19 protein-coding genes and 1 riboswitch are annotated in these 24282 nt (G+C 47.3%); of the genes, 12 read left to right on the plus strand and 7 right to left on the minus strand.

Translation table 11 applies throughout. The features are described 5' to 3' along the window. Positions 1-16: 16 nt before the first annotated feature. The 3 genes from FEF09_RS15445 to FEF09_RS15455 form a co-directional block, all read right to left on the minus strand. The gene (locus FEF09_RS15445) at positions 17-1087 is read right to left on the minus strand and encodes an efflux RND transporter periplasmic adaptor subunit (RefSeq protein WP_146305952.1); all 1071 of its coding nucleotides are present in this window, start codon (positions 1085-1087) and stop codon (positions 17-19) included. Between the two features lie 25 nt (positions 1088-1112). After that, complete coding sequence (locus FEF09_RS15450) at positions 1113-2429, minus strand: TolC family protein (RefSeq protein ID WP_222596989.1); 1317 nt, start codon at positions 2427-2429, stop codon at positions 1113-1115. 203 nt (positions 2430-2632) lie between these two features. Beyond that, entirely contained in the window at positions 2633-3235 is a 603-nt protein-coding gene (locus FEF09_RS15455) for a TetR/AcrR family transcriptional regulator (RefSeq protein ID WP_146305954.1), read from the minus strand. A 99-nt stretch (positions 3236-3334) separates the two neighbouring features. On the opposite strand from FEF09_RS15455, the gene FEF09_RS15460 reads away from it, so the two are divergent. The 4 genes from FEF09_RS15460 to FEF09_RS15475 all read left to right on the plus strand — a co-directional run bounded on the left by FEF09_RS15460 (position 3335) and on the right by FEF09_RS15475 (position 8510). Then, positions 3335-4297 (plus strand): NAD-dependent epimerase/dehydratase family protein, encoded by a 963-nt coding sequence (locus FEF09_RS15460; protein ID WP_146305955.1) that lies wholly within the window; start codon positions 3335-3337, stop codon positions 4295-4297. 58 nt (positions 4298-4355) lie between these two features. Further along, positions 4356-4466: riboswitch (SAM riboswitch) on the plus strand. 164 nt (positions 4467-4630) lie between these two features. Further along, positions 4631-5803, plus strand: coding sequence for a trans-sulfuration enzyme family protein (locus FEF09_RS15465; protein ID WP_146305956.1), 1173 nt, complete (start codon positions 4631-4633; stop codon positions 5801-5803). 47 nt (positions 5804-5850) lie between these two features. Further along, positions 5851-7170, plus strand: coding sequence for an amidohydrolase family protein (locus FEF09_RS15470; RefSeq protein WP_146305957.1), 1320 nt, complete (start codon positions 5851-5853; stop codon positions 7168-7170). 38 nt (positions 7171-7208) lie between these two features. Next, positions 7209-8510 (plus strand): YdcF family protein, encoded by a 1302-nt coding sequence (locus FEF09_RS15475; RefSeq protein WP_146305958.1) that lies wholly within the window; start codon positions 7209-7211, stop codon positions 8508-8510. Here the strand turns inward: FEF09_RS15475 and FEF09_RS15480 are convergent. Further along, positions 8455-9717: a dicarboxylate/amino acid:cation symporter gene (locus FEF09_RS15480; RefSeq protein WP_146305959.1), complete on the minus strand. Its 1263-nt coding sequence runs from the start codon at positions 9715-9717 to the stop codon at positions 8455-8457. The genes FEF09_RS15475 and FEF09_RS15480 overlap by 56 nt on opposite strands. Positions 9718-10401: 684 nt before the next feature. Between FEF09_RS15480 and FEF09_RS15485 the strand changes: the two genes are divergently transcribed. Further along, positions 10402-10893: a CPCC family cysteine-rich protein gene (locus tag FEF09_RS15485; protein WP_186774363.1), complete on the plus strand. Its 492-nt coding sequence runs from the start codon at positions 10402-10404 to the stop codon at positions 10891-10893. A gap of 228 nt (positions 10894-11121) precedes the next feature. Here FEF09_RS15485 and FEF09_RS15490 read toward each other — a convergent pair whose 3' ends face one another. Next, positions 11122-11877 (minus strand): hypothetical protein, encoded by a 756-nt coding sequence (locus FEF09_RS15490; RefSeq protein ID WP_186774364.1) that lies wholly within the window; start codon positions 11875-11877, stop codon positions 11122-11124. Between the two features lie 179 nt (positions 11878-12056). Here FEF09_RS15490 and FEF09_RS15495 point away from each other — a divergent pair, with 179 nt between their 5' ends. The 5 genes from FEF09_RS15495 to araA all read left to right on the plus strand — a co-directional run bounded on the left by FEF09_RS15495 (position 12057) and on the right by araA (position 17900). Beyond that, complete coding sequence (locus FEF09_RS15495) at positions 12057-12713, plus strand: HAD family hydrolase (RefSeq protein WP_146305961.1); 657 nt, start codon at positions 12057-12059, stop codon at positions 12711-12713. A 433-nt stretch (positions 12714-13146) separates the two neighbouring features. Further along, positions 13147-13851, plus strand: a complete 705-nt coding sequence (locus FEF09_RS15500) for an NUDIX hydrolase (RefSeq protein ID WP_012791627.1) — start codon at positions 13147-13149, stop codon at positions 13849-13851. Positions 13852-14022: 171 nt separating this feature from the next. Next, entirely contained in the window at positions 14023-15666 is a 1644-nt protein-coding gene (locus tag FEF09_RS15505; protein ID WP_146305962.1) for a ribulokinase, read from the plus strand. Then, positions 15663-16364, plus strand: a complete 702-nt coding sequence (locus FEF09_RS15510; protein ID WP_146305963.1) for an L-ribulose-5-phosphate 4-epimerase — start codon at positions 15663-15665, stop codon at positions 16362-16364. Before FEF09_RS15505 ends, FEF09_RS15510 begins: the two co-directional genes overlap by 4 nt. A gap of 30 nt (positions 16365-16394) precedes the next feature. Beyond that, positions 16395-17900 carry an L-arabinose isomerase gene (araA, locus tag FEF09_RS15515; RefSeq protein WP_146305964.1) on the plus strand — a complete coding sequence of 502 codons (1506 nt, stop codon included), beginning with the start codon at positions 16395-16397 and terminating at the stop codon, positions 17898-17900. Positions 17901-18565: 665 nt separating this feature from the next. Here araA and FEF09_RS15520 read toward each other — a convergent pair. Both FEF09_RS15520 and queG read right to left on the minus strand, forming a co-directional pair. After that, the gene (locus FEF09_RS15520) at positions 18566-19108 is read right to left on the minus strand and encodes an RBBP9/YdeN family alpha/beta hydrolase (RefSeq protein ID WP_146305965.1); all 543 of its coding nucleotides are present in this window, start codon (positions 19106-19108) and stop codon (positions 18566-18568) included. A 101-nt stretch (positions 19109-19209) separates the two neighbouring features. Then, positions 19210-20136, minus strand: a complete 927-nt coding sequence (gene queG, locus FEF09_RS15525; RefSeq protein WP_146305966.1) for a tRNA epoxyqueuosine(34) reductase QueG — start codon at positions 20134-20136, stop codon at positions 19210-19212. A 99-nt stretch (positions 20137-20235) separates the two neighbouring features. On the opposite strand from queG, the gene FEF09_RS15530 reads away from it, so the two are divergent. Beyond that, positions 20236-22254: a DUF3858 domain-containing protein gene (locus tag FEF09_RS15530; RefSeq protein ID WP_146305967.1), complete on the plus strand. Its 2019-nt coding sequence runs from the start codon at positions 20236-20238 to the stop codon at positions 22252-22254. A 3-nt stretch (positions 22255-22257) separates the two neighbouring features. After that, entirely contained in the window at positions 22258-24186 is a 1929-nt protein-coding gene (locus tag FEF09_RS15535) for a DUF3857 domain-containing transglutaminase family protein (protein ID WP_146305968.1), read from the plus strand. The last annotated feature ends 96 nt before the right edge of the window (positions 24187-24282 follow it).

The raw sequence follows: 24282 nt of genomic DNA on the forward strand, positions 1-24282 counted from the left end.
TTGTTCGGGAGCTGCATTATTTAACGTTGATGGTGCAGCCTTCTGTGAGGTAGGCGCTGCCGGAAATAATGAGTGCAGCTGCTTGTTGCAGGCCATCGCTGATGATGACTTTATCTGCTTCCATGCCCGAGATCGTTACAGGCACTTTGTGTGCGGTTTTGTTATCGTTTGTAATGAAAACAAAGCCTTTATTGCCGTCGCCTTCCAGTAAGGCGTCATAAGGGATTGCCCATGGACCGGTGGCGGAAGTTGCGGTAACGGTTACGGGTGTGATCACTGCTTTACCGAACATGCCAAATGCGATAGCGGAGGGTTTTTCTCCGGTGAGCTTTATATCTGCAGTAAAGGAACCGCTCTGTGGCTGTACCCCTTCTGATTTTCGGGATACGCTACCCTGAAAAGTTTTGCCGGAAACGGCTTCTACTTCTACCTCGGCTTTATCCTGTATGCTGATCGCTGCCCATTCTTTGTTGCTCACGTTTACACGGAGGAGCCAGTTGCCTGATTGTGCGCCATTCGTTTCGAGCACGGGGGTACCCGGTTGTACGAGTTGCCCTTCACTGGCCAGTTTACGCAGTACATAACCGCTGGCAGTTGCTGTGATCTGAGAGTGTGTGCGATTGAACTGAGCTGTTTTAACCTGTTCGTTTGCGATATCCAGCGCGGTTTTGGCGTTTTGTAGCTGTTCGAGGGTGGCTACGCTGTCTTTGTATAAATTATCGACACGTTTGTAGTCCCGTTGTGCTTTTTCAAAACCGAGTTGTGCCTGTTGCACCTGTGCATTGATCTCCACCGGATTCAGTACGGCGAGTACCTGACCTTGTTTTACGGCATCGCCTTCCTTTACGAGGATGCGTTGGATGATACCGCCGGTTTTGAAAGAAAGCAATACTTCATCATCGGTGGTAAACTGTCCGGATACGGAGATGGCGGGATGTGCGTTCAGCTGGCCATTGAGCGGAAGCAGTTTTACCGGAATATCTGCGGACTGACGGTCGTTTTTATTTTCAGCAGCACTGGGTGCGCCGCAGGATATTACGAGGCAGGAAAAAGAAGCCAGCAGTGAGAAGGTGATAATATTTTTCATGTTGAATATTTTTAAGGAGGATGGTTTAAAGTTTATAGGAAGCCTGTGCACGTTCGATGTCTGCGAGGGCTGTCTGTACGGCGGCGAAGGCAACGGAGAGTTGCAGGCGGGCGTTGGTCAGCTGATTCTGGGCATCGAGTAATTCTATATAGAGCAACTGTCCTGCTTTATAGACCTTGGATTGGTCGTTGTAATATTTTTCGGAGAGTTGCAGTTGTTCGTGTGCGCTGTTGAAGTTGGCCACAGAGGTGTGGTAATTGTTTTCTGCTGTCTGTTGTTCCAACTGGAAAGAAAGGTTGGCTTCATTATAAGCAGCCTGCATGTTGCTGACGTCAATAGCGGCTTGTTGTGCTTTGTACTTGCGTTGTCCGGCAGCGAAGAGGTCCCATTGCAGATTCACCCCCCACATATAGTATCTGGACTGGCTATTGACTTTGAAGTTGAAGTCCTGCGAACCGAGGTCGAGGAAGGTGCTCAGTTTTGGCACAAGGTAAGACTTCGACTGGCGGTAGGAGAGATCCGCTATTTTCTGTTGCTGGGAGAGTTGCAGCAGTTCTTCTCTGACATTGGAGGTGGCAGTGGGTGCTGCGGAGATTTCTTCCGGCGAGAAAATGGTGCTGTCCAGTATGATACCTGCTTTGAGATCCCGGTTGAGCAGGAAATTGAAATAGGCGCCGGCGTTCTGCTTTTTATTTTCAGCTTCGGTGATGGAGGCTTCGATTCTCTGCAGTTCAGCTTTAGCACGCGTCAGGGCGGTGCTGTTGGTCACGCCATTGGTCAGGAAGCTGGTGTTCACCCTGATATTCTCCTGCACCTGCAAGCGTGCGGTATTATAGATGTCCACCGCTTTCCCGGCCTGATAGTATTGATAGTAAGCTGTTTTGATGTCTCTTACGAGTCTGCGTTTATAGACGTTTACACCTGCCTGCTGGAGGCTGATATTTTCCCGGCGGATCTTCTGAGCGTACCATATTTCGGTATTGACCAGAGGAAGTGTGGTGCGAAGGTGTACGTCATAGAAATTGTCAGGATTGAGGAGTACGGACTGATTTTCCAGCTGCGGGAATTTGGAGGAGTTGGTGAGCTGGTTCAGGGTACTATACGCCGGATTGAGCAGGTCTCCGATGGGAATATCGATGGTACGGCCTCCGCCTGCTTTGGTATAGTTACCGATCAGTCCTACTTGTGGGTAGAACAAGCTTTTCGCTTCCTGTAGTGCATAGAGTGATTTATCCAGCTGGAAATGCTGCTGTTTGAGCCCCTGATTCTGTGCAAAAGCGCTCTGAATATAGTCATCCAGCACCTTGCTCTGCGCAGACCCTTGCTGCGCGGACGTCCACATAATAGCCATTAGTATTATGAACGTTTTTCTTTTCATGATGGCAGTTGACATAATGAACACTGTTTAGTAATAACTGATAAAAAAAGACACTTTGAGTGTCAGTTGAAAATGTGAATGATTTTGACGGCGTCAGATAGTACGACGATTGAGACGCGGGAATATTGTATGAAAATGGATAGCGTCATTTTTTTGACGCTATCGCCTTATTTCCTAATGAGTCGGAGATATTCGTCAACGGTATTGGTAATCAAGGCCCTTTGTTCTTCGTCAGACAGGTGCATTACTTTGATACGTTGTCTGATAAAAAGGGAAATCAGTCCGTGACCCAATGCCCAGATGGAGAGTGCTGCTACTCCGGGATCTGAGAAGCGTAGCTGATCCATGCAGGGAGTTATGGTTTTAATAAGAAAGTCGAATGACTCATCACAGTTTGGCCAATCTTCGCTGACAGCTTTCATGGGGGAGCGGAGGATAAACATCAGGTCATAGAGGTCCGGATGCTCAAAGCCAAATTTGACATAAGAATGGAGCAATTGTTCCAGTTTTTCCATTGGCTCAGTGGACGTAGCTTCTTTTTCGAAGGCTTTGTATAATTCTGCGAAGGCTTCCCCCTGCACTTCGTATAATAGTTCGTCTTTGTCTTTATAGTAGAGGTAAATGGTGGCAGGACTGTACTCTATCTTTTCGGCGATGTTTCTGATGGAGGTTTTTTCATATCCATCATTGATGAACATGTCCATCGCGGTGCCGATGATCAGTTTACGCATTTCCTGCTTTTCCCTTTCCTTACGATCACTAATACCCATGTTAATATCTTTACGATGCAAACTTACTAAACGGTGTTTAGAAAATAAAATATTTTCAATAGTTTTACGTCACTATCTTATAAATCAAAGTCGCCCTTTATGACCAGCACAGCATCAAACGTATCAGAATCAGGAATTTATACAATTTTAGGAGCCGGTGGAATTATTGCGAAGGAGTTAACATCTGTATTATTGGAAAACGGGAAGCAGGTACGTCTGGTGAGCCGGAAGGCACAGGCGGTGGACGGAGCAGCGAATGTGATGGCGGCTGATATTACAGATCCCTTACAGACCCGGAGGGCCATCAGTGGTTCTTCTGTGGTGTTTTTAGTGGTGGGGCTTACCTATAATCATAAGATATGGCAGGAAGCCTGGCCAAAGATTATTCAGAATGTGATCCATGCCTGCAGTGAAGGGGGGATTCCGCTGATCTTCTTTGATAATGTGTACATGTATGGATTGGTAGATGGAAAGATGACAGAGGACACGCCTTTTAACCCACGTAGTAAAAAAGGAGAGGTGCGGGCGTTGATTGCCGGAAAGATCATGGACCGGGTAAAAGAGGGGAGATTGACGGCAACGATTGCGCGGGCGGCGGACTTTTACGGTCCGGGTGCAGATACGACCGGTATTCTCAACATGATGGTGATAGACAAACTGGCGAAAGGGCAGACGGCAAACTGGCTGGGTAACGATCATGTAACACATAGTTACACGTATACGCCTGATGCTGGTAAGGCATTGTATATGCTGGCATCAGATCCTTCGACGTATAATCAGGTATGGCATCTGCCCACAAAGAATCCTGCACCTAACGGGAAAGAATATATTGAAATGGTGGCAGAGGCATTACATACAAAGCCAAAATATACGAAGCTGGGCAGCTTTATGATCAGGATGGCAGGCTTTTTTAACACAACGATTGCAGAGTTGCATGAGATGATGTATCAGACTACGCATCCTTACATTTTCGATAGTACGAAGTTTGAAAGGCATTTCAATTTTACACCTACTTCTTATGAAGATGGCATTGCCGAAATTGTAAAAAAGATCAAAGCCTGAAAAAATAAATTTGGAGATATAAGATTTCCAGCTATATCTTTGCATCAGTTCTTTAAGATTCTTATTAAGAAAGGCAGAGGGAAATGGCCCTGTGAAGCCTTAGCAACCATCCGGAACCACCAAACCGGAAAGGTGCTACATCCAGCCCGCATAGCGGGAAAGATAAGTCAGTAGGTTTGATCGATATTTTAATCAAAATATATTCAACTCACCTGGCTACCAGGTGAATTTTTTTGTTTTAAGACCTTCCTGTTTTCTATCTGCCATCTCTGATAAGTTCCTGCTGAGGACCTGTTTAGTCAACAATTTTCATCAAACTCAAAAACACAAGAGATGAGCACAATCACACAACTGATCCATTCCATTCCCGTAGATCCTCAGACCGGTGCTATCGCAGTACCTATTTACCAGACATCTACCTTTGTGCAGGAGGCGCCGGGCGTCAACAAAGGATATGACTATGCACGTACGAATAACCCAACCCGTGAAACCCTTGAAAAGATTGTGGCTCAGCTGGAAGATGGTGCTACAGGTATTGCGTTTTCGAGTGGGCTGGCAGCTATTGACGCCATTCTGAAACTGCTGCAGTACGGAGATGAAATTGTAGCCGTGGATGACATTTACGGAGGGGCCTTCCGGTTATTCAACAAAGTGTATCATAAGTTCGGTATCAAAGTCACTTATGTAGATACTTCGGATACGCAGGCAGTGTTCAATGCCATCACGCCAAAGACAAAACTGATCTGGCTGGAAACCCCTACCAATCCCACTTTAAAGATATCAGATATCTCTGCTATCGCGAAGATTGCAGCTGCTAATAAATGCCTCTTCTGCGTTGACAATACCTTCGCTTCACCCGTATTACAACAGCCTTTGAACCTTGGTGCAGACATCGTGATTCACAGTGCTACAAAATATCTCGGCGGACACAGTGATCTTATCGCCGGTGTAGTGGTGGCAAAGACACCTGAACTGGGGGCAGAGATTAAGTTTTACCAGAATGCCTGTGGCGCGATTCTTTCACCTTTTGACAGTTTTCTGCTGATCCGTGGCATAGAGACCCTGCACCTGCGTGTAAGGCAGCATTGCAGTAATGCGCAGATCATTGCGGAATACCTTGCGGAGCATCCACTGGTGGATAAAGTATTTTATCCCGGACTGAAAACACATCCCGGACATGAGATTGCGAAGCGCCAGTCCAAAGGGTTTGGCGGTATTGTTTCGTTTACCCTGAAGGATGATACGGAAGCCGCTGCACTGGCTTTTGTGACAGGCACCCAATATTTTAAGCTGGCAGAAAGTCTCGGCGGTATTAAGAGTTTGTTATGTCATCCGGCAGGTATGACCCATAAATCCATCCCTGATGAGACGCGGAGAGCCGCCGGGGTAGCGGATAGTCTGATCCGTTTGTCCGTCGGACTGGAAGAACCCGCTGATCTCCTTTCAGACCTTGATCTTGCCTTTCATAAAATTCAACAGGCGACCGGGTCTGTTTTAAGTTTATAGTTTCGTAGTTTGCAGTTCTGGAATGATCAAACTGCAAATTGTTAACTATGTTAAAACCGATGTTTCTCAGTGTTTGCCTTTCCGCTGTATGTTTCCATATCAATGCACAGGACAACACTGCTGTTATAATTAAAGATGTTACCTTGATTGACGGGAGCGGGGGCGCCGCCCGTTCCCATGTCAGTCTGCTGATAAAAGACGATACCATTGCCGCTGTATTACCTGCCGGCACCAATTATCCCACTAAAGGCGCAGAAGAGATCAACGGTAGTGGTAAAACGATCATGCCGCTGATGGTAGATGCCCACAGTCATCTGGGCTTGCTGAAAGGCACTGAAATTGCCGCTGCAAACTTCACTCCCGATAATGTGACACGCCAGTTGAACCAATACCTGAGTTATGGTATAGGGACTGTATTGAGTCTGGGTACAGACCAGCCTACCGGCTTTTTTATGCGTGATGCATCCCGTGCCGGCATGATGAGCGGGGCTTCCTTTTATACTGCTGGTTTTGGGTTTGGCGCTCCACGCGGTACACCACCGGTTGCATTCGGACCCAGTATCCTGCGCCCCATTAATGCCGATCAGGCGCTGGAAGAAATGCGCCATCTGGCTACGCTGAAGCCTGATTTCGTAAAGATCTGGGTGGATGGTAGTCCGAAGATCCTGCCTGAAATTTACCGTGCTATCATCGCGGAAGCACACACTCACAATATCAAAGTAGCCGCTCACGTTTATTATCTGGAAGATGCTCATCAGCTGGTAGATGCCGGTGTTGATGTGCTGGCACACAGTATCCGTGATCAGGAAGTAGATGATGCACTCATCAAAGCGATGAAGCAGAAGAATGTCTATTATATTCCTACACTTTGTATAGAAGATTTTGGCCTGTCCTATGGCCTTGTCAGCCCCGGATGGTTTACAGATCCGTTTTTTATGCGATCGCTGGAACCGGGCGTATGGGATATGCTGAACAGCGATGACTATCGCAAAAAGCAGGAGGGGGATACCGACAAAGCCCGTAAAATAAAGGCGTTTGCTATTGCTAAAAGGAACTTCCAGAAAATGGACAGCGCGGGCGTAAAAATCGCGATGGGGACAGACTCCGGTGCGCAACCGGTAAGAGCGCAGGGTTTTTCTGAACACCGTGAGCTGCAGCTGATGGCCGAATTAGGTATTCCTGCGGTAAAGGTGATCAGTTATGCCACCCACGGAGGCGCTGCCTTATTGGGTATTGACGCGGAAACCGGCACCTTGCAGCCCGGTAAAAAAGCAGACTTTATGGTACTTGATGCAGATCCACAACTTGATATCAGGGCCACTACAAATATCAGTTCTATCTGGAAAAACGGAAAACAGATACAATAATCAAAATAAGGCGTTGCCAACACGCCTGGGGAAACAACATGAGATCAGCATTAAATATTGGCTTATGCCTGTTATTGTCTGCAACAGCGTTAACGGGATATGGTCAGCACAAAAAGAAAAAGACTGTAAAAGCTAAACCGAAGGCCAGAACAGCAGTCGTTGCAAAGGCAGTGGGACCTGCTTATTCCTCCGCACAACAGTTACAGATGCGCAAATCATTCTACCTGTTATACGTGCTTGAAAGAAACGGCGCCGCGCACAATGTGGTGGTAAAGGACGCTGCATTCAATGCTGTCGCAAAGGACAGGCACGAACGGCTGGCTGCCGCTTATGCTTCCTGCGGTGACGGGCGGTGTATGGGACAGGCATTTGCGTGGACACCGGAAGAGATCAACGCTGTCAGCGATGAATTTAAGCGTTTGACAGTAAGTGATAATGATATGGCGCAGATAGTGGAAAGACTGAAGATAGAATCCCGTTATCCGCTTTATAATAACGATGCGGATACTACTTTTATCAGAAAGGCATGGGAAGATGTGGCGGCAGGTATGAACCATATTTTCAGGGTTTATCTGCAGGGTGTTGCTCCCCGTTATCCGAAGATAGATTCAATTTCCTTCCGTCCGGAAGATGCCGCTTTTGTACAGAAAGTGAAAACGGCTACCCAGCAGGTAATGGCTGTTGGTGCGGGCAGTACTTTCTTTAAACAGTCGCTGATGGGATCACTGGAAGCGCTGGAAATCAATGGCAGAGATGAGGCTATCCGTTATGAACCTTTATATAAAGGGGCGAATGCGGCGCCTTTTGCCAAGTCAAGAAGGATTAACTGGAATGCTTATAAGTATACATCTATCATGGTGCCGGGTAGCGGTCCGGGTAAGCCGGGTAAGACCATGGATACGATGGGTATGTATCGTTGCGGATTGGCGGCGGAGATGTATAAGAAAGACCTTGCGCCTTTCATTATTGTTTCCGGCGGACATGTACATCCTTATAAGACGCCATTTTGCGAAGCAATAGAGATGAAAAAGTATATGGTGAGCAAGTTGGGTATCCCTGACAGTGCGGTCATCATTGAGCCACATGCGAGACATACGACGACCAACATCAGGAATGCCGTAAGACTGGCCTATCTTTTCAATATGCCGGCGGCAAAGCCGATGTTGATCGTGTCTGATTCATTTCAGTCACTGGCGATCGAAAAGATGGCCATCCGTTTTATGAATGAATTAGGTTATCTGCCATATGAAGGATTGGAAAGGAAAAGCCCTACAGAGAATGTGATCAAGCCTGACCTGCGGGCATGGCAGCAGGATCCTGAAGATCCGCTCGATCCTTAAGCCAGTTCCGGCCCTTCATCACCCTGGTTACCATCATGGCGGCTACTGTATCTCCGGTGGCGTTCAGAATGGTGGCCAGGGGATCCACAAGGGTACCGATGACCATCACAGCCGGCAGGGCTTCTATTGGAAAGCCGTATACAGACATAACGAGCAGTTCCCCGATATAACCACCGTTTGGAATACCCCCTTCCACAATACTTACGATCACAGTAACCCCCAGTGCCAGCAGGACCGTATCCACACCTGTCAGCGGACGACCGAACATGGCGAATACCACACCGATTTTAATAATAGACGAGATGCTGGAACCATCCTTGTGCAGGGTGCCACCTAAGGGCACAACTACGTTTCCGATGTGTGCAGGAATGCCCATACGCTGTGCTGCCGTCAGATTGGCCGGGATGGTGGCAATACTGCTGCAGGAACCCAGAGCCGTAAAGGTAGGGATGAGATTATTCTTCCAGTAGATCTTCACGCCTGCGAAGCCGCCTGCAAGAAAAGCGTATACACTAAACAGTACGATAAAATAGAAGAGACCAAACCCGTAATAAACAGCCATGGAACTGGCATAGGTGCCAAAGAGCTGTGGACCGAGCGTACCGACCTGATAGGCGAAGTAAGCTCCCAGACCGACAGGACCGAGTACCATGATAATGTCCAGCAGAGATTTCATAACCTCATTGCCGGAGTGCAGGAAGTTACGGAATGCTTTACCAGATTCACCTGCTTTAAGAGCTGCGAAGCCCGTCAGTGCGGAGAAAATGATAAAGGGCAGCATATTTTTCCGGGACAGGAGTTCGAAGAATTCTCCGGTGGTCAGCAGTTTTACGATCTGTTCACCGAAACCAGCCGGATGCGCGTTTTCATCAGGTACGAAGGTGCCGGGAGCCACTGCTTTCAGTGGGAAGATCCAGACAGCTACGATCGTCAGGAATGCTGATACGAGTACAGTACCAAGGAAAACGAAGGTCATGACAGAGATGACTTTGCCTAGTTTTTGTCCGGGGTCTATATTGGCAATCGCAGAAGAAATAGCAAAGAAAACCAGCGGGATGACCGCTGTAAAGAGCAGGTTCAGGAATATATCGCCTATTGGTTTGATGACTTCCACCCGTTGCCCGAAGATCAGTCCGAGAATACTGCCGGCAATGATACCGCCGAGTAGGGTCAGCAGGCTGCTATAGTTTCTAATAATGTTCCGCATATGGCGTCAAATATATCGAAAAGTCCATTTAATAGCCAGGGAAGTAATACCGATGGCTGCTAACCATGTTTTCCGCCAGATCCCGGACAAGGAAAAATATAATTGTAAAATTGACATTTATCATTAACTTGCGTTAAGTAGCGATTGAATTTGTAAGAATCGGGTGCCCCGGTTATTCCACTGTTATAGAAGACTTATCCGCCAGATATTCTCTTCTGATTTTATTGTTCTACATATACTGATATGCCGGTTGTGCGTATCGGAATAGTGTTTACAGCTGAGTTGATTGCCTGTGCGCTTCTGGTGCTGTAAATACAGCTGTTTTATCAACAAAGGTTTCTGCGAGCTGCATGCAAATTTCCCAGGTAATTTTTGCCGCATGCGGCCGATTCAATAACGTGAACTAGATCGGCGAAGGTCGAATTCATTCGACCTTCTTCTTTTACCTCTTTTCCTGATGATCATTTTGCGGGCAATGCTTACCCTGTTGCAGGAATTGTCTGTCTCCACTTCACTTTTACCGACTACTACTGATTGCCGGTTTTTATCGTAAGATATGGCGGATTGACCCGGTCAGTGATATCCATATAGCGCATATTGATGCAGGAGAAACGTGTCAGGGTATTTTGTCAAAGACGCACGGATAATTGCTGCTTTCCCCGGAAAGAGATAATTTTAGCCCTTATGACCGACGACGAAATATTAGCTGCTTTCAGTGAAAGGAGGACGATTTACGATACTTATCTTCAGGCAAACGGGATTGAACTGTGTACCTGTCCGGGCTGTGGTTTCCCGTCACTTACTGACCGTGGAGAGTTCGAGATCTGCATTATCTGCTTTTGGGAAGATGATGGACAGGACGATAATGAGGGGAGCATCCTGAGCGGCTTATTTGAAGAGCTTCAGTTATCCGGCCCGAATGACAAGTTATCTCTCAGGGAAAACAGGATCAATATTGGTCGTATACTGGAAAGTAGTGCCGAAATGATCGATGGAGAAATAGATCTGAACACTGCGCGGGTATTAGAGACGATTGCTTTCTATCAACTACGCAGAATGGATATTGAGGGGAGGATGACGGGAGAAGAGTCCGCACAGGATCACATCTGGCTGGAGTGGCAGGAAGTGAGGAAGGATCTGCAGACAGCACTTGTAGTACCGAAAACACATGAATAAGCGCTACTAAGGCGCTTGTAGTCCGGGCGAAAACGTGGACTTGATCCGGTATTGACAGGGTGATGAGTGGGAGGCGCTATGTATGATGCTGCATGTTGAGCCGTAGGGGCAAGGCAATGAAAGTCTGACTACAGCGGGATGCTGCAGCAAAAAGAAAGGTTTTATTATCGAAACAGTCACCGGGAAAATATATACGCATCAAAATACATCATGGCAATCGTGCAGTCATTATTCTAATTGTACAATCGCTTGAGAGCGGTGTGCAGGCGTGGCGCCTGACGCGGTCTGTAAACGTTTTGACAAGCGCTGTGGATGCGTATGTGTTTTAAAACGTTTTATTGTTTTGGGTGGCCTTACTGCAATGATATCTGCTGCGATGTATCGCTGGTCACAAGAGGGACCATCTTTACGCATACCTCTTACCTGCAAGGTCAGGATCAGGGTTCCTTCTCCGGGAACGAACAAGGGGATTGTCAGTCCACCGAAAGGCTTACCTGTATGTATAGTAGTAACAACCGCATCTGAGCCGGTCACACGCCTTGTATCGAAATCAATCCGAACGGCAATGGCTTTTATTTCCAGTGTATCAAACCGACCGTATTGCGATATCTCCTGTGCGGGAATATGTAATTCTTCCTGTCGGGAGAGAGTTGGTGCTATGGCGAGAAAACGACCGATACCAGTATGCTGATTAAAGCGGAAGCCGGTTATTGCGGTGTGGTCATTGGTAGCTCCGATCAATAAGCTGTTGAGGCGATTGATGTGGGAGCTGTCACAGCGTACGTTCAATTCGTGGTAGCAGGCATGCCGGATAAGCCGGCTTTTTCTGCTGGCTGTGCCGAAGCGTCTGGCGGCGTTGCGGGTGGCGATCGTCTGCCGCACTATTGTGGGTGCGCTGCGCAGGAAATATTTACCGTTGCGCTCATAGCCGATCTGTTGGCCGAGTTTACCGGTAAAGGTGATAAAGGATTGTTGTTTTGCCATTGATGTTGATTTTGTGCATGATGAATTTAATCATAATCCGGCGGCGGAAAAAGTTCACAGCCTCAAAGGTTTTCCACTTTTTGCAGTGGCAGATGTGGAAAATGCGTGGCAGGGAGAAGCCGTTATCGACTCTTCCCTTAATTTACTAGCTTTGGGCCTGCAAATCGTAAAACAGGCATATGAAAAAGGCATTTATTTTCGACATGAACGGCACTATGATCGATGATATGGCATATCATTTAGAGGGCTGGTTTAATATTCTGAATGATGACCTGGGGGCTGGTATGACCCGGGAGGCGGTGAAGAAGGAGATGTATGGTAAGAATCAGGAGTTACTGATCCGTATTTTCGGGAAGGACCGTTTTACGGAGGCTGAAATGGACGAATTATCTATGGAAAAGGAGCGGAAGTATCAAAAAGCATATCTGCCGCATCTGCGCCTGATTCCGGGACTGGATGTGTTTCTGGATGCGGCTGAGAAAGCGGGTATCCTGATGGGGATAGGTACGGCGGCTATTCCATTTAACGTAGACTTTGCGCTGGATAATCTGCAGATCCGTCATTATTTCAAAAGTATCATTACGGCGAATGATGTGGCGACCAGCAAACCGAATCCGGAGGTTTTCCTGAAGGCGGCGGAGGAACTGGGTGTGGATCCTGCGAACTGTATCGTATTTGAAGACGCGCCAAAAGGAGTGGAAGCAGCTGCGAATGCTGGTATGAAGGCAGTTGTGCTGACGACGATGCATACTGCGGAAGAGTTCATAGGCTTTGACAATATACTCACTTTTGTACCTGATTATACGACACTTAGCACCGGTGGTCTGTTCAGGTAATAGTAATTGTCTATCAGTATCCGCTTGTGGCGGGCTTAAAATATTCAAATGGTCCTGATGATTATCAGGGCCATTTTCATTGATGGCTGCTCTCTATCAGAAAAGATAGTAAATGTGAGGACGCCGTTTTACTGATCCTGCTAACGGCGTTTGCGGTTCAATACGACGATCGTCAGCAGATATATCTCCGATGTTTGCCGGAAATATCATGGAGGACCAGCAGCTGTTCAAAGGCGTGTTCAGTGCGCATAAACGGCTGTTTACATCTCACCTGATCCTGCTGTATTGCAGGCTATTCTACTCTTTAGTAAAAATTAATTGTAAAAATGACATTTATATTTTTATATTGTGGAGAAATAAGCCGTCTGCAGTTTTAAATGCTGGCAATATCAACACTCTGTTTTATATTAGCGGAATTAAATTCCTGCAAAGTATGACACGTTATTCCCGGCAAACCCGGATGCTGGTAGCTGTAGACTGTATTATTTTCGGTTTTGACGGACAGGATCTCAAGCTTTTGCTGATCAAACGCGGCTTTGAGCCGGAAAAAGGGAAGTGGAGCCTGATGGGAGGTTTCGTTCAGCCTGATGAAGATCTCGAGCAGGCAGCGGCCCGTACGCTGACCAAGCTGACAGGGCTGGACGGCGTATACATGGAGCAGCTTGGCTCTTTCGGTCATCCCGGCAGGGACCCGATGGAAAGGACGCTTTCAGTAGCTTATTTCGCCCTGATCGACATCAATCAATACAAACAGCAGATCACCGATGAGTATAAGGCAGAGTGGTTTCCGCTCAAGGACGCCCCTAAACTGATCTTTGATCACGCCGATATGGTTGAAGAGGCTCAGGCCAGATTACGTTACAAAGCGGCCATCCACCCGTTGTTGTTCGAGCTGCTACCTACCAGATTCACGATTCCGCAGTTACAGATACTGTTTGAAGCAGTATATGATGCCGGCTTTGACAAGCGTAATTTCAGCAGGAAGGTATTATCTACCGGCTTGCTTGTTAAGCAAAAAGAAAAAGAGAGGGCTACTTCCAAAAGGGGAGCATTCTATTATAAGCTGGATAAAAGAAAGTACAGCGCCAAATTCCACGCCTTCCTCAATTTTGTTTCCGATCCGGGAAATTTGAAATAGGCCATCACTGATATGATGGTCACTGTTTGCACAGTGATAATCATATCAGCGTTTTTTTGCCTTTTTTATAATTGTCGTTTTGACAATAAAGTAGATACGAACGATTATTTCATCTTTAAATTAAGCTGCTGTTTCCTGCTATTGGCGGGAGGCAGGTCAGAATTGTACGTTATGGAAAATTCTTTTGTAATAGGTGTCGATTTTGGTACCGATTCGGTGCGCTCTCTCGTTGTAAATACACAGACCGGACAGGAAGCCGGCAGTGCCGTGCACTATTACCCCCGCTGGCAGAAAGGATTGTACTGTGATCCGGCAACCCAGCAATACAGGCAGCATCCGCTGGATTATCTTGAAGGGCTTGAACATAGTATCCGTGAGGCATTACAGCAATGTCCTCCGGGCACGGCTGCCCTTGTAAAAGGGATCGCTGTGGATACTACCGGTTCTACGCCGGGTCCGGTAGATGAAACCGGTACGCCGCTGGCTTTAGTACCCGGATTTGAAGAGAATCCCAATGCCATGTTCGTACTCTGGAAAGATCATACAGCTAATAAAGAGGCCGCCCTGATCAACGAAATCGCACATAGCAATGGAATGGACTATACGCAGTACAGTGGCGGTATCTACAGCAGTGAATGGTATTGGGCCAAGATATTGCATGTTATTACAGCAGATGATGCCGTGCGTGAAAAGGCTGCTTCATGGGTAGAGCATTGCGACTGGATCCCGGCTGTACTCACAGGAAATAAAAGCCTCAGCACCTTGTTACGCAGTCGTTGTGCAGCCGGTCATAAAGCCATGTGGCACGCCTCATGGGGTGGATTACCTCCCCGTACATTCCTCGAAAAATTGAGTCCGGCACTCACAAAATACGATCAGACATATACCGATACCGTTGAAGCGACCGTTCCTGCCGGTACTATCAGTGCCGCATGGGCTGCAAAACTTGGTCTGCCGGAAGATGTAGTCATCGGTACCGGCGCATTTGACGCCCATATGGGCGCTGTAGGCGGCGGTATTCAGTCCTACTCCCTCTGTAAAGTAATCGGTACCAGCACCTGCGATATTCTCGTGGCTCCTATGGAGGAGGCAGGGCATCTGTTTGTGAAAGGTATCTGCGGACAGGTAGATGGTTCGGTAATACCGGGTATGCTCGGACTGGAAGCGGGACAATCTGCCTACGGTGACGTATTTGCGTGGCTGCGCAAACTGATTATGGGACCGATGTACGCGCTCTTACCTGATGAGAAAGATAAACTGGCCGAAGCAGAAGGGAAGTTACTGGGCTATCTCTCCGCACAGGCGCAGCAATTGCCGCTGAAGGACAACGATCCGCTGGCACTCGACTGGTTTAATGGTCGTCGTACCCCGGACGCTAATCATACGCTGAAAAGCACCATTACAGGTTTACACCTTGGTATAGACGCTGTACAGGTGTTCAAAGCACTGGTAGAAGCAACTGCTTTCGGCGCACAAAGTATCGCAGAGCGTTTCCAGAAAGAAGGTATTGCGATCAATGAAGTAATTGCACTGGGTGGCGTGGCCAAGAAATCAGGGTATGCCATGCAGGTACTCGCAGACGTGATGAACCGTCCGATCCGCATTGTGAACAGCGAGAATGCATGTGCACTGGGTGCTGCTATGTTTGCCGCTGTAGCAGCGGGTGTATATGCAGACATTGATCAGGCACAGCAGGCAATGACGTCAGGATTTGAAACCACCTGGCAGCCGCGCGCAGAGAATGTTGCTTATTACGCTGCCCGTTATCGCAAATTTCAGGAACTGGGCGCTATCACCGAAAAATTATACGTATGAGCAAGCAATATCAAAGCATAAAAGAGCAGGCTTACGAAGCCAATATGCAATTGCCTGCACTTGGACTGGTACTCTTTACTTTCGGAAATGTAAGTGTAGCAGACCGTGCCGCCGGCGTATTTGCCATAAAACCCAGTGGCGTGCCTTATGTGCAGTTGTCACCGGATCAGATGGTGATCGTTGACTTTGACGGTAACACCGTTGAAGGGAACGGTCGTCCGTCCTCAGATACCAAAACCCACGCAGTATTATACAAACACTGGGAAGATATCGGCGGCATCGTACATACACATTCCACTTACGCAACTGCCTGGGCACAGGCACAGCGTGACATTCCCGTATACGGTACCACACATGCAGATCATCTCACGGCAGACGTGCCTTGTGCAGCGCCTATGAGTGATGAAATGATTAAAGGTAATTATGAATACCAGACCGGTTTTCAGATCATGCAATGCCTACAGGAAAGAGGTCTTTCCCATAAGGATGTAGAGATGCTGCTGGTGGGTAATCATGCACCTTTCACGTGGGGCAAAACAGCTGATAAAGCTGTCTACAATGCAGCAGTGCTCGAAGAAGTAGCACGTATGGCTTTTCTGACGGAAAGCATCCGTCCGGAATGTCCGAAGTTGAAAGAGGCACTGATTAAAAAACATTTTGAACGCAAACACGGGCCCGATGCCTATTACGGACAATAGCGCAGGTCATCACCTATAAATTCCAACAGCATGATACAGTTGAAGCAATTTGAAGCCTGGTTCATCACAGGCAGTCAGCATCTTTACGGAGAAGAAACATTAAAGCAGGTAGCAGCGCATGCTGAAAAGATTGCGCAGTCACTGAGCAATGACGCCAATATACCAGTACGCATCGTCTTTAAACCAGTCGTAAAGACACCTGATGAGATCTATCGCATTTGTCAGGAAGCGAATACCGCACCTGATTGTATCGGGGTGATTGCATGGATGCATACCTTTTCTCCTGCTAAAATGTGGATTGGCGGACTGAAAATATTACAACGTCCACTGTTGCATCTGCATACCCAGTTTAACCGTGACATTCCGTGGGGAGAGATTGATATGGACTTCATGAATCTGAATCAATCTGCGCATGGTGACCGCGAGTTTGGTTTCATGATGTCAAGGATGCGTATGGACCGTAAAGTGGTGGCAGGTCATTGGCAGGACCCGGATGTAGTAGCAGAAATCGGTGTATGGTTGCGCGCCGCAGCTGGTTGGTTTGACTGGCAGGGCGCCCGCTTTGCCCGTATAGGCGATAATATGAGACAAGTAGCTGTTACCGAAGGCGATAAAGTGGAAGCAGAACTGCAGTTCGGCTACTCCGTTAATGGCTATGGTATCGGCGATGTCGTAAAATATATCAAAGCCATCAGCGATGCAGCTATCGGTAAACTGGTACAGGAATATCAGGATACCTATACACTGGCCGCCGGCTTACAAAAGAACGGCGCCCAGCATGCCTCCCTGCTAGAAGCAGCACGTATTGAACTCGGACTGCGTGCTTTTCTGGAAGAAGGTAAATTCAAAGGATTTACAGACACCTTCGAAGACCTGCATGGCATGGAACAGCTGCCGGGGATCGCTGTACAACGTCTGATGGCAGATGGCTATGGTTTTGGCGGAGAAGGCGACTGGAAGACGGCTGCATTGGTGCGGGCGATGAAAGTAATGGGAAGCGGTCTGCCGGGAGGTAACTCTTTCATGGAAGACTATACTTATCATTTTGATCCGGATAACAGATTGGTATTAGGTGCGCATATGTTGGAAATCTGTTCTTCTATTGCGGCTGATAAGGCGTCCTGCGAGATCCATCCTTTGGGTATTGGTGGTAAAGCGGATCCGGTGAGACTGGTGTTTAATGTTGCCGGCGGACCGGCGATTAACGCTTCTGTGATTGATATGGGGAATCGGTTCAGATTGTTGGTGAATGAAGTGGAGGCCGTTGCGCCATTGCATGAATTGCCGAAGCTGCCAGTGGCGAGGGTGTTGTGGAAGCCGTATCCGGATATGCGTACGGGTTGTGCGGCGTGGATACAGGCGGGTGGTGCGCATCATACATGTTATAGCCAGAATCTGGGCGCTGCGCATATGCAGGATTTTGCGGACATGGCGGGGATTGAGTATGTGAAGATTGGCAAGCAGACGGACTTGTATCAGTTCCGGAACGAGTTGCGGTGGAATGATGCGTTTTATCTGATGAAAGGTTTTAAGTAATTATAGATCGATAGGCTGAATAAGCCAATGATGACGTGGAATATCAATCGCCGGTCCGTTTCGTACGGACCGGCTTTTTATTTTTAAGTCGGTTTTGATTGCTTTTTGCTCTGGAAGTCAGGTTTGCTGCGGGTTTGTTTTAACCGCTTCTTGCACTGGAAGTTGGTTGGCTGTGGGTTTGCTTTAACCGCTTTTTTCTCTGGAAGTCGGCTTGCTGCGGGTTGAGATGGGACGGCGGGCTGACGCCCTTTTTCGAGGTGTGCTATTGGGCGTTGGGGGGCGGGTCAGGCGGTGGGATCGTTGATGGGGATTTTGTTGGGCGGTCAGGCTCTCAAAGGGCTAAGGCCCTTTGTCTCCATCTCAACCCCTCCGCTAATAGAGACAGCTGTTTTAGTAAGATTGGGTCGTAATTAATGAGCTGTAATCGATCTTGTAGTTTTAAATGCGTAGTTTTTGCTTACTCACTTGCTTTGATAGTTCATAGACACACTATCCCCTTAATTGTACAAATTTGTAGTTTTTGTTTACTCATTTGCTTTGATAGTTCATAGGCACACTATCTCCCTTAATTGTACAAATTTGTAGTTTTCGCTTACTCATTTGTCTTGATAGTTCATGCAGGCACTATCTCCCCAATTGTCTACAAATGCTTAATTCCTGATTTTTTACAGCGTTTGCCAGTTTCTTACCAGTTCCGTTAGAAGTGTTTGTCCGATTGGCCAGTCTCCGAGGTTAGAGTCGGCGTTGATGTGGCCTTTTTCGCCGGCATTGACGAAACGGCTTCCCCATGCGTTGGCAAAAGAGCGGGAGCGTTCCAGTGTGGCATACTGATCATTGGTGCTGGATACCACAATGCTTTTGAAGGGTAATGCAGACATAGGAATGGGAGCGAAGCCGTGTGCTTCTTCCGGGAATCCGGGTCTTTCTGCATCCGCGGGAGCGACAAGTAAGGCTCCTTTGATACTGAGTTTTGTGTGTTGTGCCCAATGGGCGAGTGCGATGCAGCCCAGACTATGGGCGGCAATGACAACGTCCGGACCGGCGGCAGCAACCGCTTCTTCGATTGTCTGTATCCACTCTGTCATTTCCGGCGTGTCCCAATTCTGCTGATCAATACGTTTGTAGCCGGGATTGTGTTCCCAGATCGTTTGCCAATGTAATGGCCCTGAACCATGTAAACCTGGTGCAGTCAGTACGTTAACTTCCATAAATAACCCTTTTTTAAAATACTCCCTTTAGCAAGACAGATGATGGTATAATTGGCATAGCGTCCAACAATGTACAAAAAAGGAATAGCAATGCAAATGGCTCAACCGTTAATGAAACGCAAATTTCTGCGGATGCCCGCATATTTCGATCGCTTCATGGGAGAGCGGCGGAATATTCTCCGGAATTCTTCTTCGGTCAGTTCCTCCCAGTCTTTGGTGGAGAGGTTAAGGATCTCCGGGATGGGAGTGAATTCGGCTGTTTTATTAGGTTTGGAAAAACGATTCCATGGACAGACGTCCTGACAGGCGTCGCAGCCAAACATCCAGTTATCAAACTGTCCCTGCATGTTGTCCGGGATCAGCAATTCTTTCAATTCGATGGTAAAATAGGAGATACAACGGCTGCCGTCTACCACGCCCGGTTCGACAAGTGCGCCGGTAGGACATGCATCCAGACAGCGGGTGCAGGATCCGCAGAAATCACCTACAGGACCATCATATAATAGTTCCAGATCGGTAATGAGTGTGGCTATAAAGAAAAAGGAGCCTGCCTGTTTATGGATCAGGTTACCGTTTTTACCCAGCCAGCCTAAGCCACTGCGTTGCGCCCAGCTTCTCTCGAGTACGGGGGCAGAATCTACAAAACCTCGTCCGCTTACGGCGCCAAACTCCTCCTGCATTCTGGCCAGCAGGGTGTTCAGCTTTGCTTTTATAACTTCATGATAGTCATGACCGTAGGCGTATTTGGAGATCTTGGGCGCGTCAGTACGCTGTTGCTCCTGCGGGTAGTAGTTCAGGAGCAGGGTGATGACGGATTTCGCATTATCGACAAGCTTCCGGGGATCCACTCTTTTGTCGAAGTTGTTTTCCATATAGTGCATGGAGCCGTGCATGCCCTTATGCAGCCATTTTTCCAGCCGGCGGGCATCATCATCCAGCTGCATTGCCTGTGCAATGCCACAATGATCGAAACCGAGGTCGGCAGCATGCTTTTTTATAAAGTCCGTATATTTTCCCCTGAGATCCATGAGCGGCTGCAAGTTACGGAAAAATAAAAGTATGCTATAGCAAGTGTTGGAATATCAATTTTCCATACCTTCAACCTCAAATAATCCTTATATCCTTATATGTGTAGCAGATCTATTGTATTCCCCCTGCACCTTATAGTAGGTTGCCTTATCTCTTGTACAGCATTCTCACAATCGAAAGTTAAATTCGGAAAGATCACACCGGAAGATTTTAAACCCACATCGTTCGAGAAGGATACATCAGCCCATGCTGTAGTCATTGCAGATGTCGGATCGTCTGAATACGAAGTAGACAGAGACGATCTTAATCTGGTTTTCAGACAGTACAGGCGTATCAGAATCATTGATAAGAATGCCTACGACGAAGCCACTATCAGAGTTGGCCTCTATCATGTCGGTTCAGCAGAGGAAAAATTACAGAATGTAAAGGCCGTTGCCTATAATCTGGTAGACGGCAAGGTTGTCGAAACCAAAATGGACAGCAAGAGTATCTTCAACGACAAAGCCAGTAAAACGGTGAACATTAAAAAGTTTACCATTCCTGATGTCAAAGAAGGTACTATTGTCGAGTATTCCTATTCAGTCAGTTCGCCATGGCAGTACCAACTAAGAGGTTGGAATTTTCAGGATGAATATCCGGTGTTACTGAGTGAGTACAGGGTGGAGATTCCTGAGTTCTATGATTTCGTTTTCCTGAAACAGGACGTTAACGGTCTGCTGAAACACAAAGCAGACATTGACAGGAAAACGTTTAATCTTACCTATGAGTCCAGTCCGACTGCTGCAGCCGAGCATTACAGTCTGTCGGCCAATACGGTTAAAAACGTATGGTGGGCCGAAAATGTGCCGGCAGTAAGAGAAGAGAGTTATACAACATCTCTCTCCAATCATACTACCCGTATCGAGTTTCAGATTGCGGCATTGAAGTTTCCCAACTCTCCTGTAAAGCCGATGATATCCAGCTGGGAAAAGTTCTCAGAGGAATTGTATAAACATGAAGATTTCGGGGTTGACCTGAGTAAGAATAATGCATACCTCGGCGATGTGGTTGATGGTCTTGTGGCAGGTTTGAAGGAAGATACCGCCAAAGCGCGCCGTATTTACAATTACGTACGCATGAACTTTACCTGTACAGATCATGATGGTCTGTATCTGAGTAAGCCATTGAAAACGGTGTTTACTTCCCATAATGGCAATGAAACAGATATTAACCTGTTGCTGATCGCTATGCTGCGTCGTGCCAAATTGAAAGCGGATCCACTGATTCTCAGCACCCGCGATCATGGTGTGACCAACGAAATGTATCCGCTGGCAGCACGCTTTAACTATACAGTCGCCACATTGACAGTAGACACGCTTTCCTATTTTCTCGATGCCTCCCTGCCGTATCTTGGATTCGGTCGCCTGAGCTCATCCTGCTATAATGGACATGCCCGTCTCTTACTGGAAGGTACTACGCCTGCGCCGGTATATCTGAATCCGGATGATCTGCTGGAGCAGAAAACCACTTATGTAATGGTCATGGGTGGCGAAGGCGGTTCACTGAAGGGTAGTTATCAGCAGGTACCTACTTATTTTGAATCCTGCTCTATGCGTGCCGGCATAAAAGATAAAGGCAAGGATAACTATTTCAAAGGGCATGAAAAGGACTTCGGTGCAGAGACAGTTATCAGTGGTGTGGAAGTGGAAGATCTGAATGATAATGAAGTGCCTATAAAGGTGAAATACGACTTTGAAATAAAGCCGGATGAAGCAGGAATGTTGTATATCAATCCGCTGTTTAAAGAAGCGACCCTGAAGAATCCTTTCCTGTCTGAAACGCGTTTCTATCCGGTGGAAATGTCATATGTAATAGACGAAACCTATACTCTGAATCTGACGATACCGGAAGGCTATACAGTGGAAGAACTGCCAAAATCTTCTGTGGTGAAACTGAATGAATCAGACGGTTTTTTCCAGTATCTGATTCAGGCAAATGAAACCGCTATCCAGTTCCGTTCCAGAATCAAGTTGAGCAGAGCGGTATTTGCGCCGGATGAATATACCGAACTACGCAGATTTTATGACATGATTGTAAAGAAACAATCAGAACAAATTGTACTGAAAAGAAAAAGTTAATCGATGTTTTCGTTTTTAACCAAAAAGTACGCATATGCAGTTTGTTACTGTGTATGCGTATTACTGTCCATAGGTCCGGCTTTTGCCGGCGACCCGATCTATCCGGCGATGCTGATACCCGATTCCCTGAAGAAGCACGCACACGCAGTAACGCGCAAGGAAGAAATAACGGTGAAGATCAATGACCCGGGAGATGTGCGCGTGACCAAACACTATGTGGTTACCATACTGGATGCGGAAGGCGAAAAATTCGCGCGGTTTGTCGATAGCTATGACAAGCTGAAGGAAATCCGTTCTGTCAAAGGTACGCTTTATGATGCCCTCGGACTGCCGGTCAAAAAGCTCAAACAGAGCGATATACAGGACCTGAGTGGCGCCGGTGCTGATCTGATGAGTGACGATCGTATTAAACATCACCTCTTCTTCCATAACCTGTATCCGCACACGGTGGAGTATGAAGTGGAGATCAGATACAATCACTCATTTTATCTTCCGGAGTGGCAGCCACAGAGTGAGGAATCCAAGGCCGTGGAACAGAGTAAGCTGACTGTAATCACGCCAAAGGATTATGTACTGCGTTATAAAACGTTGAATTATAAAGGAGAACCGGTACAGGGGAATGACGGATCGGATCGTTCTTATACATGGGAGGTGAAAAATCTTCCCGCAGTTCCTGATGAACCGCTCTCTCCACACTGGGATACCCGTGCCACAGCCGTGTTACTGGCGCCGGCTTCGTTCGAGATGGCGCAATACAAAGGAACAATGAATACATGGGAGGAGTTTGGGAAATTTACGTATGTGCTCAATCAGGGAAGAGATGTATTGCCGGATAATATGAAACAGACCGTACATCAGTTGACCGACGGCCTGACCCGCGAACAAAAGATTACGAAGCTCTATGAATACCTGCAACAACATACCCGTTATATCAGCGTACAATTAGGTATTGGTGGCTGGCAGACGTTCGACGCCACCTATGTGGCATCCAAGGGGTATGGCGACTGTAAAGCACTGTCGAACTATATGTGCGCAATGCTGAAGGAAGCTGGTGTCAAAGCTTCGTGCGTGCTGGTGTATGCGGGTGAAGACAGAAGTGATGTAACGCTGGCGGACTTTCCGTCACAACGTTTCAATCATATGATTGTATGTGCGCCCGGTGAAAAAGATACTACGTGGCTGGAATGTACTAACAGCACTGTTGCAATGGGGTACATGGGAGAATTTACGGGTAACAGGGCGGTGTTGATCATAGATGAAAAAGGTGGTCAACTGGTACGTACACCCGCTTATTCTATGGAACAGAATGTACAGATCCGGAACGTTGTGGCTAAAGTGGAAGAATCCGGCGAAATGACAGTAAAGGTTAATAGCCGATACAGTGCTTTGCAGACGGATGGCCTGCATGGTGCGTTGAACAGTCTTACAAAAGAAAAACTGATGGAAGGACTCAAACAGGTCGGCTTTTTCCCTAGTTATGAGGTCAAAAGCTACGATTGGAAAGAAACGAAATCAGTGTTACCGTATATTGACGAGCAGATCGAAATCACTGCCCGTAACTATGCTACGATCACGGGTAAACGTATGTTCATCGAGCCTAATCTGATGAACAAGACTTCCAGAAGACTGTCTGTTGATTCCGTGCGCATAGCAGATATCTATCTGAGCCATTCTTATCGTGATATTGATACGGTTACGATCACAATTCCGGAGGGGTATACACCCGAAGCAATTCCACCCGCAACGGCATTACAAAGCCCTTTTGGCGTCTATTCCTCAAAAGTGACGATTGCAGGCAATGTGATCACCTATACCCGTTCTATAGACCACAAAGGAGGTACTTACCCCGCCAGTTCCTATGGCGAGCTGGCTAAGTTCTATAATAGTATGTATAAAGCAGACAGGAGCAGGATTGTTCTTGTTAAAAAGTGAAATAATTGCAGTCCGGTACCGGAAAAGCTGTAAAAACAGCAGTCCGGTACCGGTATTTCTGACAAAATGCCCCAACTGTTAACCTTGGATCAGGTT

It is taken from the genome of Chitinophaga pinensis (assembly GCF_007896845.1).
Lineage (GTDB): Bacteria > Bacteroidota > Bacteroidia > Chitinophagales > Chitinophagaceae > Chitinophaga > Chitinophaga pinensis_C.

Coding starts and splice junctions, on each gene's coding strand:
- FEF09_RS15445 (WP_146305952.1), bottom strand. CDS start 1,087: ATGAAAAATATTATCACCTTCTCACTGCTGGCTTCTTTTTCCTGCCTC.
- FEF09_RS15450 (WP_222596989.1), bottom strand. CDS start 2,429: ATGTGGACGTCCGCGCAGCAAGGGTCTGCGCAGAGCAAGGTGCTGGAT.
- FEF09_RS15455 (WP_146305954.1), bottom strand. CDS start 3,235: ATGGGTATTAGTGATCGTAAGGAAAGGGAAAAGCAGGAAATGCGTAAA.
- FEF09_RS15460 (WP_146305955.1), top strand. CDS start 3,335: ATGACCAGCACAGCATCAAACGTATCAGAATCAGGAATTTATACAATT.
- FEF09_RS15465 (WP_146305956.1), top strand. CDS start 4,631: ATGAGCACAATCACACAACTGATCCATTCCATTCCCGTAGATCCTCAG.
- FEF09_RS15470 (WP_146305957.1), top strand. CDS start 5,851: ATGTTAAAACCGATGTTTCTCAGTGTTTGCCTTTCCGCTGTATGTTTC.
- FEF09_RS15475 (WP_146305958.1), top strand. CDS start 7,209: ATGAGATCAGCATTAAATATTGGCTTATGCCTGTTATTGTCTGCAACA.
- FEF09_RS15480 (WP_146305959.1), bottom strand. CDS start 9,717: ATGCGGAACATTATTAGAAACTATAGCAGCCTGCTGACCCTACTCGGC.
- FEF09_RS15485 (WP_186774363.1), top strand. CDS start 10,402: ATGACCGACGACGAAATATTAGCTGCTTTCAGTGAAAGGAGGACGATT.
- FEF09_RS15490 (WP_186774364.1), bottom strand. CDS start 11,877: ATGGCAAAACAACAATCCTTTATCACCTTTACCGGTAAACTCGGCCAA.
- FEF09_RS15495 (WP_146305961.1), top strand. CDS start 12,057: ATGAAAAAGGCATTTATTTTCGACATGAACGGCACTATGATCGATGAT.
- FEF09_RS15500 (WP_012791627.1), top strand. CDS start 13,147: ATGACACGTTATTCCCGGCAAACCCGGATGCTGGTAGCTGTAGACTGT.
- FEF09_RS15505 (WP_146305962.1), top strand. CDS start 14,023: ATGGAAAATTCTTTTGTAATAGGTGTCGATTTTGGTACCGATTCGGTG.
- FEF09_RS15510 (WP_146305963.1), top strand. CDS start 15,663: ATGAGCAAGCAATATCAAAGCATAAAAGAGCAGGCTTACGAAGCCAAT.
- araA (WP_146305964.1), top strand. CDS start 16,395: ATGATACAGTTGAAGCAATTTGAAGCCTGGTTCATCACAGGCAGTCAG.
- FEF09_RS15520 (WP_146305965.1), bottom strand. CDS start 19,108: ATGGAAGTTAACGTACTGACTGCACCAGGTTTACATGGTTCAGGGCCA.
- queG (WP_146305966.1), bottom strand. CDS start 20,136: ATGGATCTCAGGGGAAAATATACGGACTTTATAAAAAAGCATGCTGCC.
- FEF09_RS15530 (WP_146305967.1), top strand. CDS start 20,236: ATGTGTAGCAGATCTATTGTATTCCCCCTGCACCTTATAGTAGGTTGC.
- FEF09_RS15535 (WP_146305968.1), top strand. CDS start 22,258: ATGTTTTCGTTTTTAACCAAAAAGTACGCATATGCAGTTTGTTACTGT.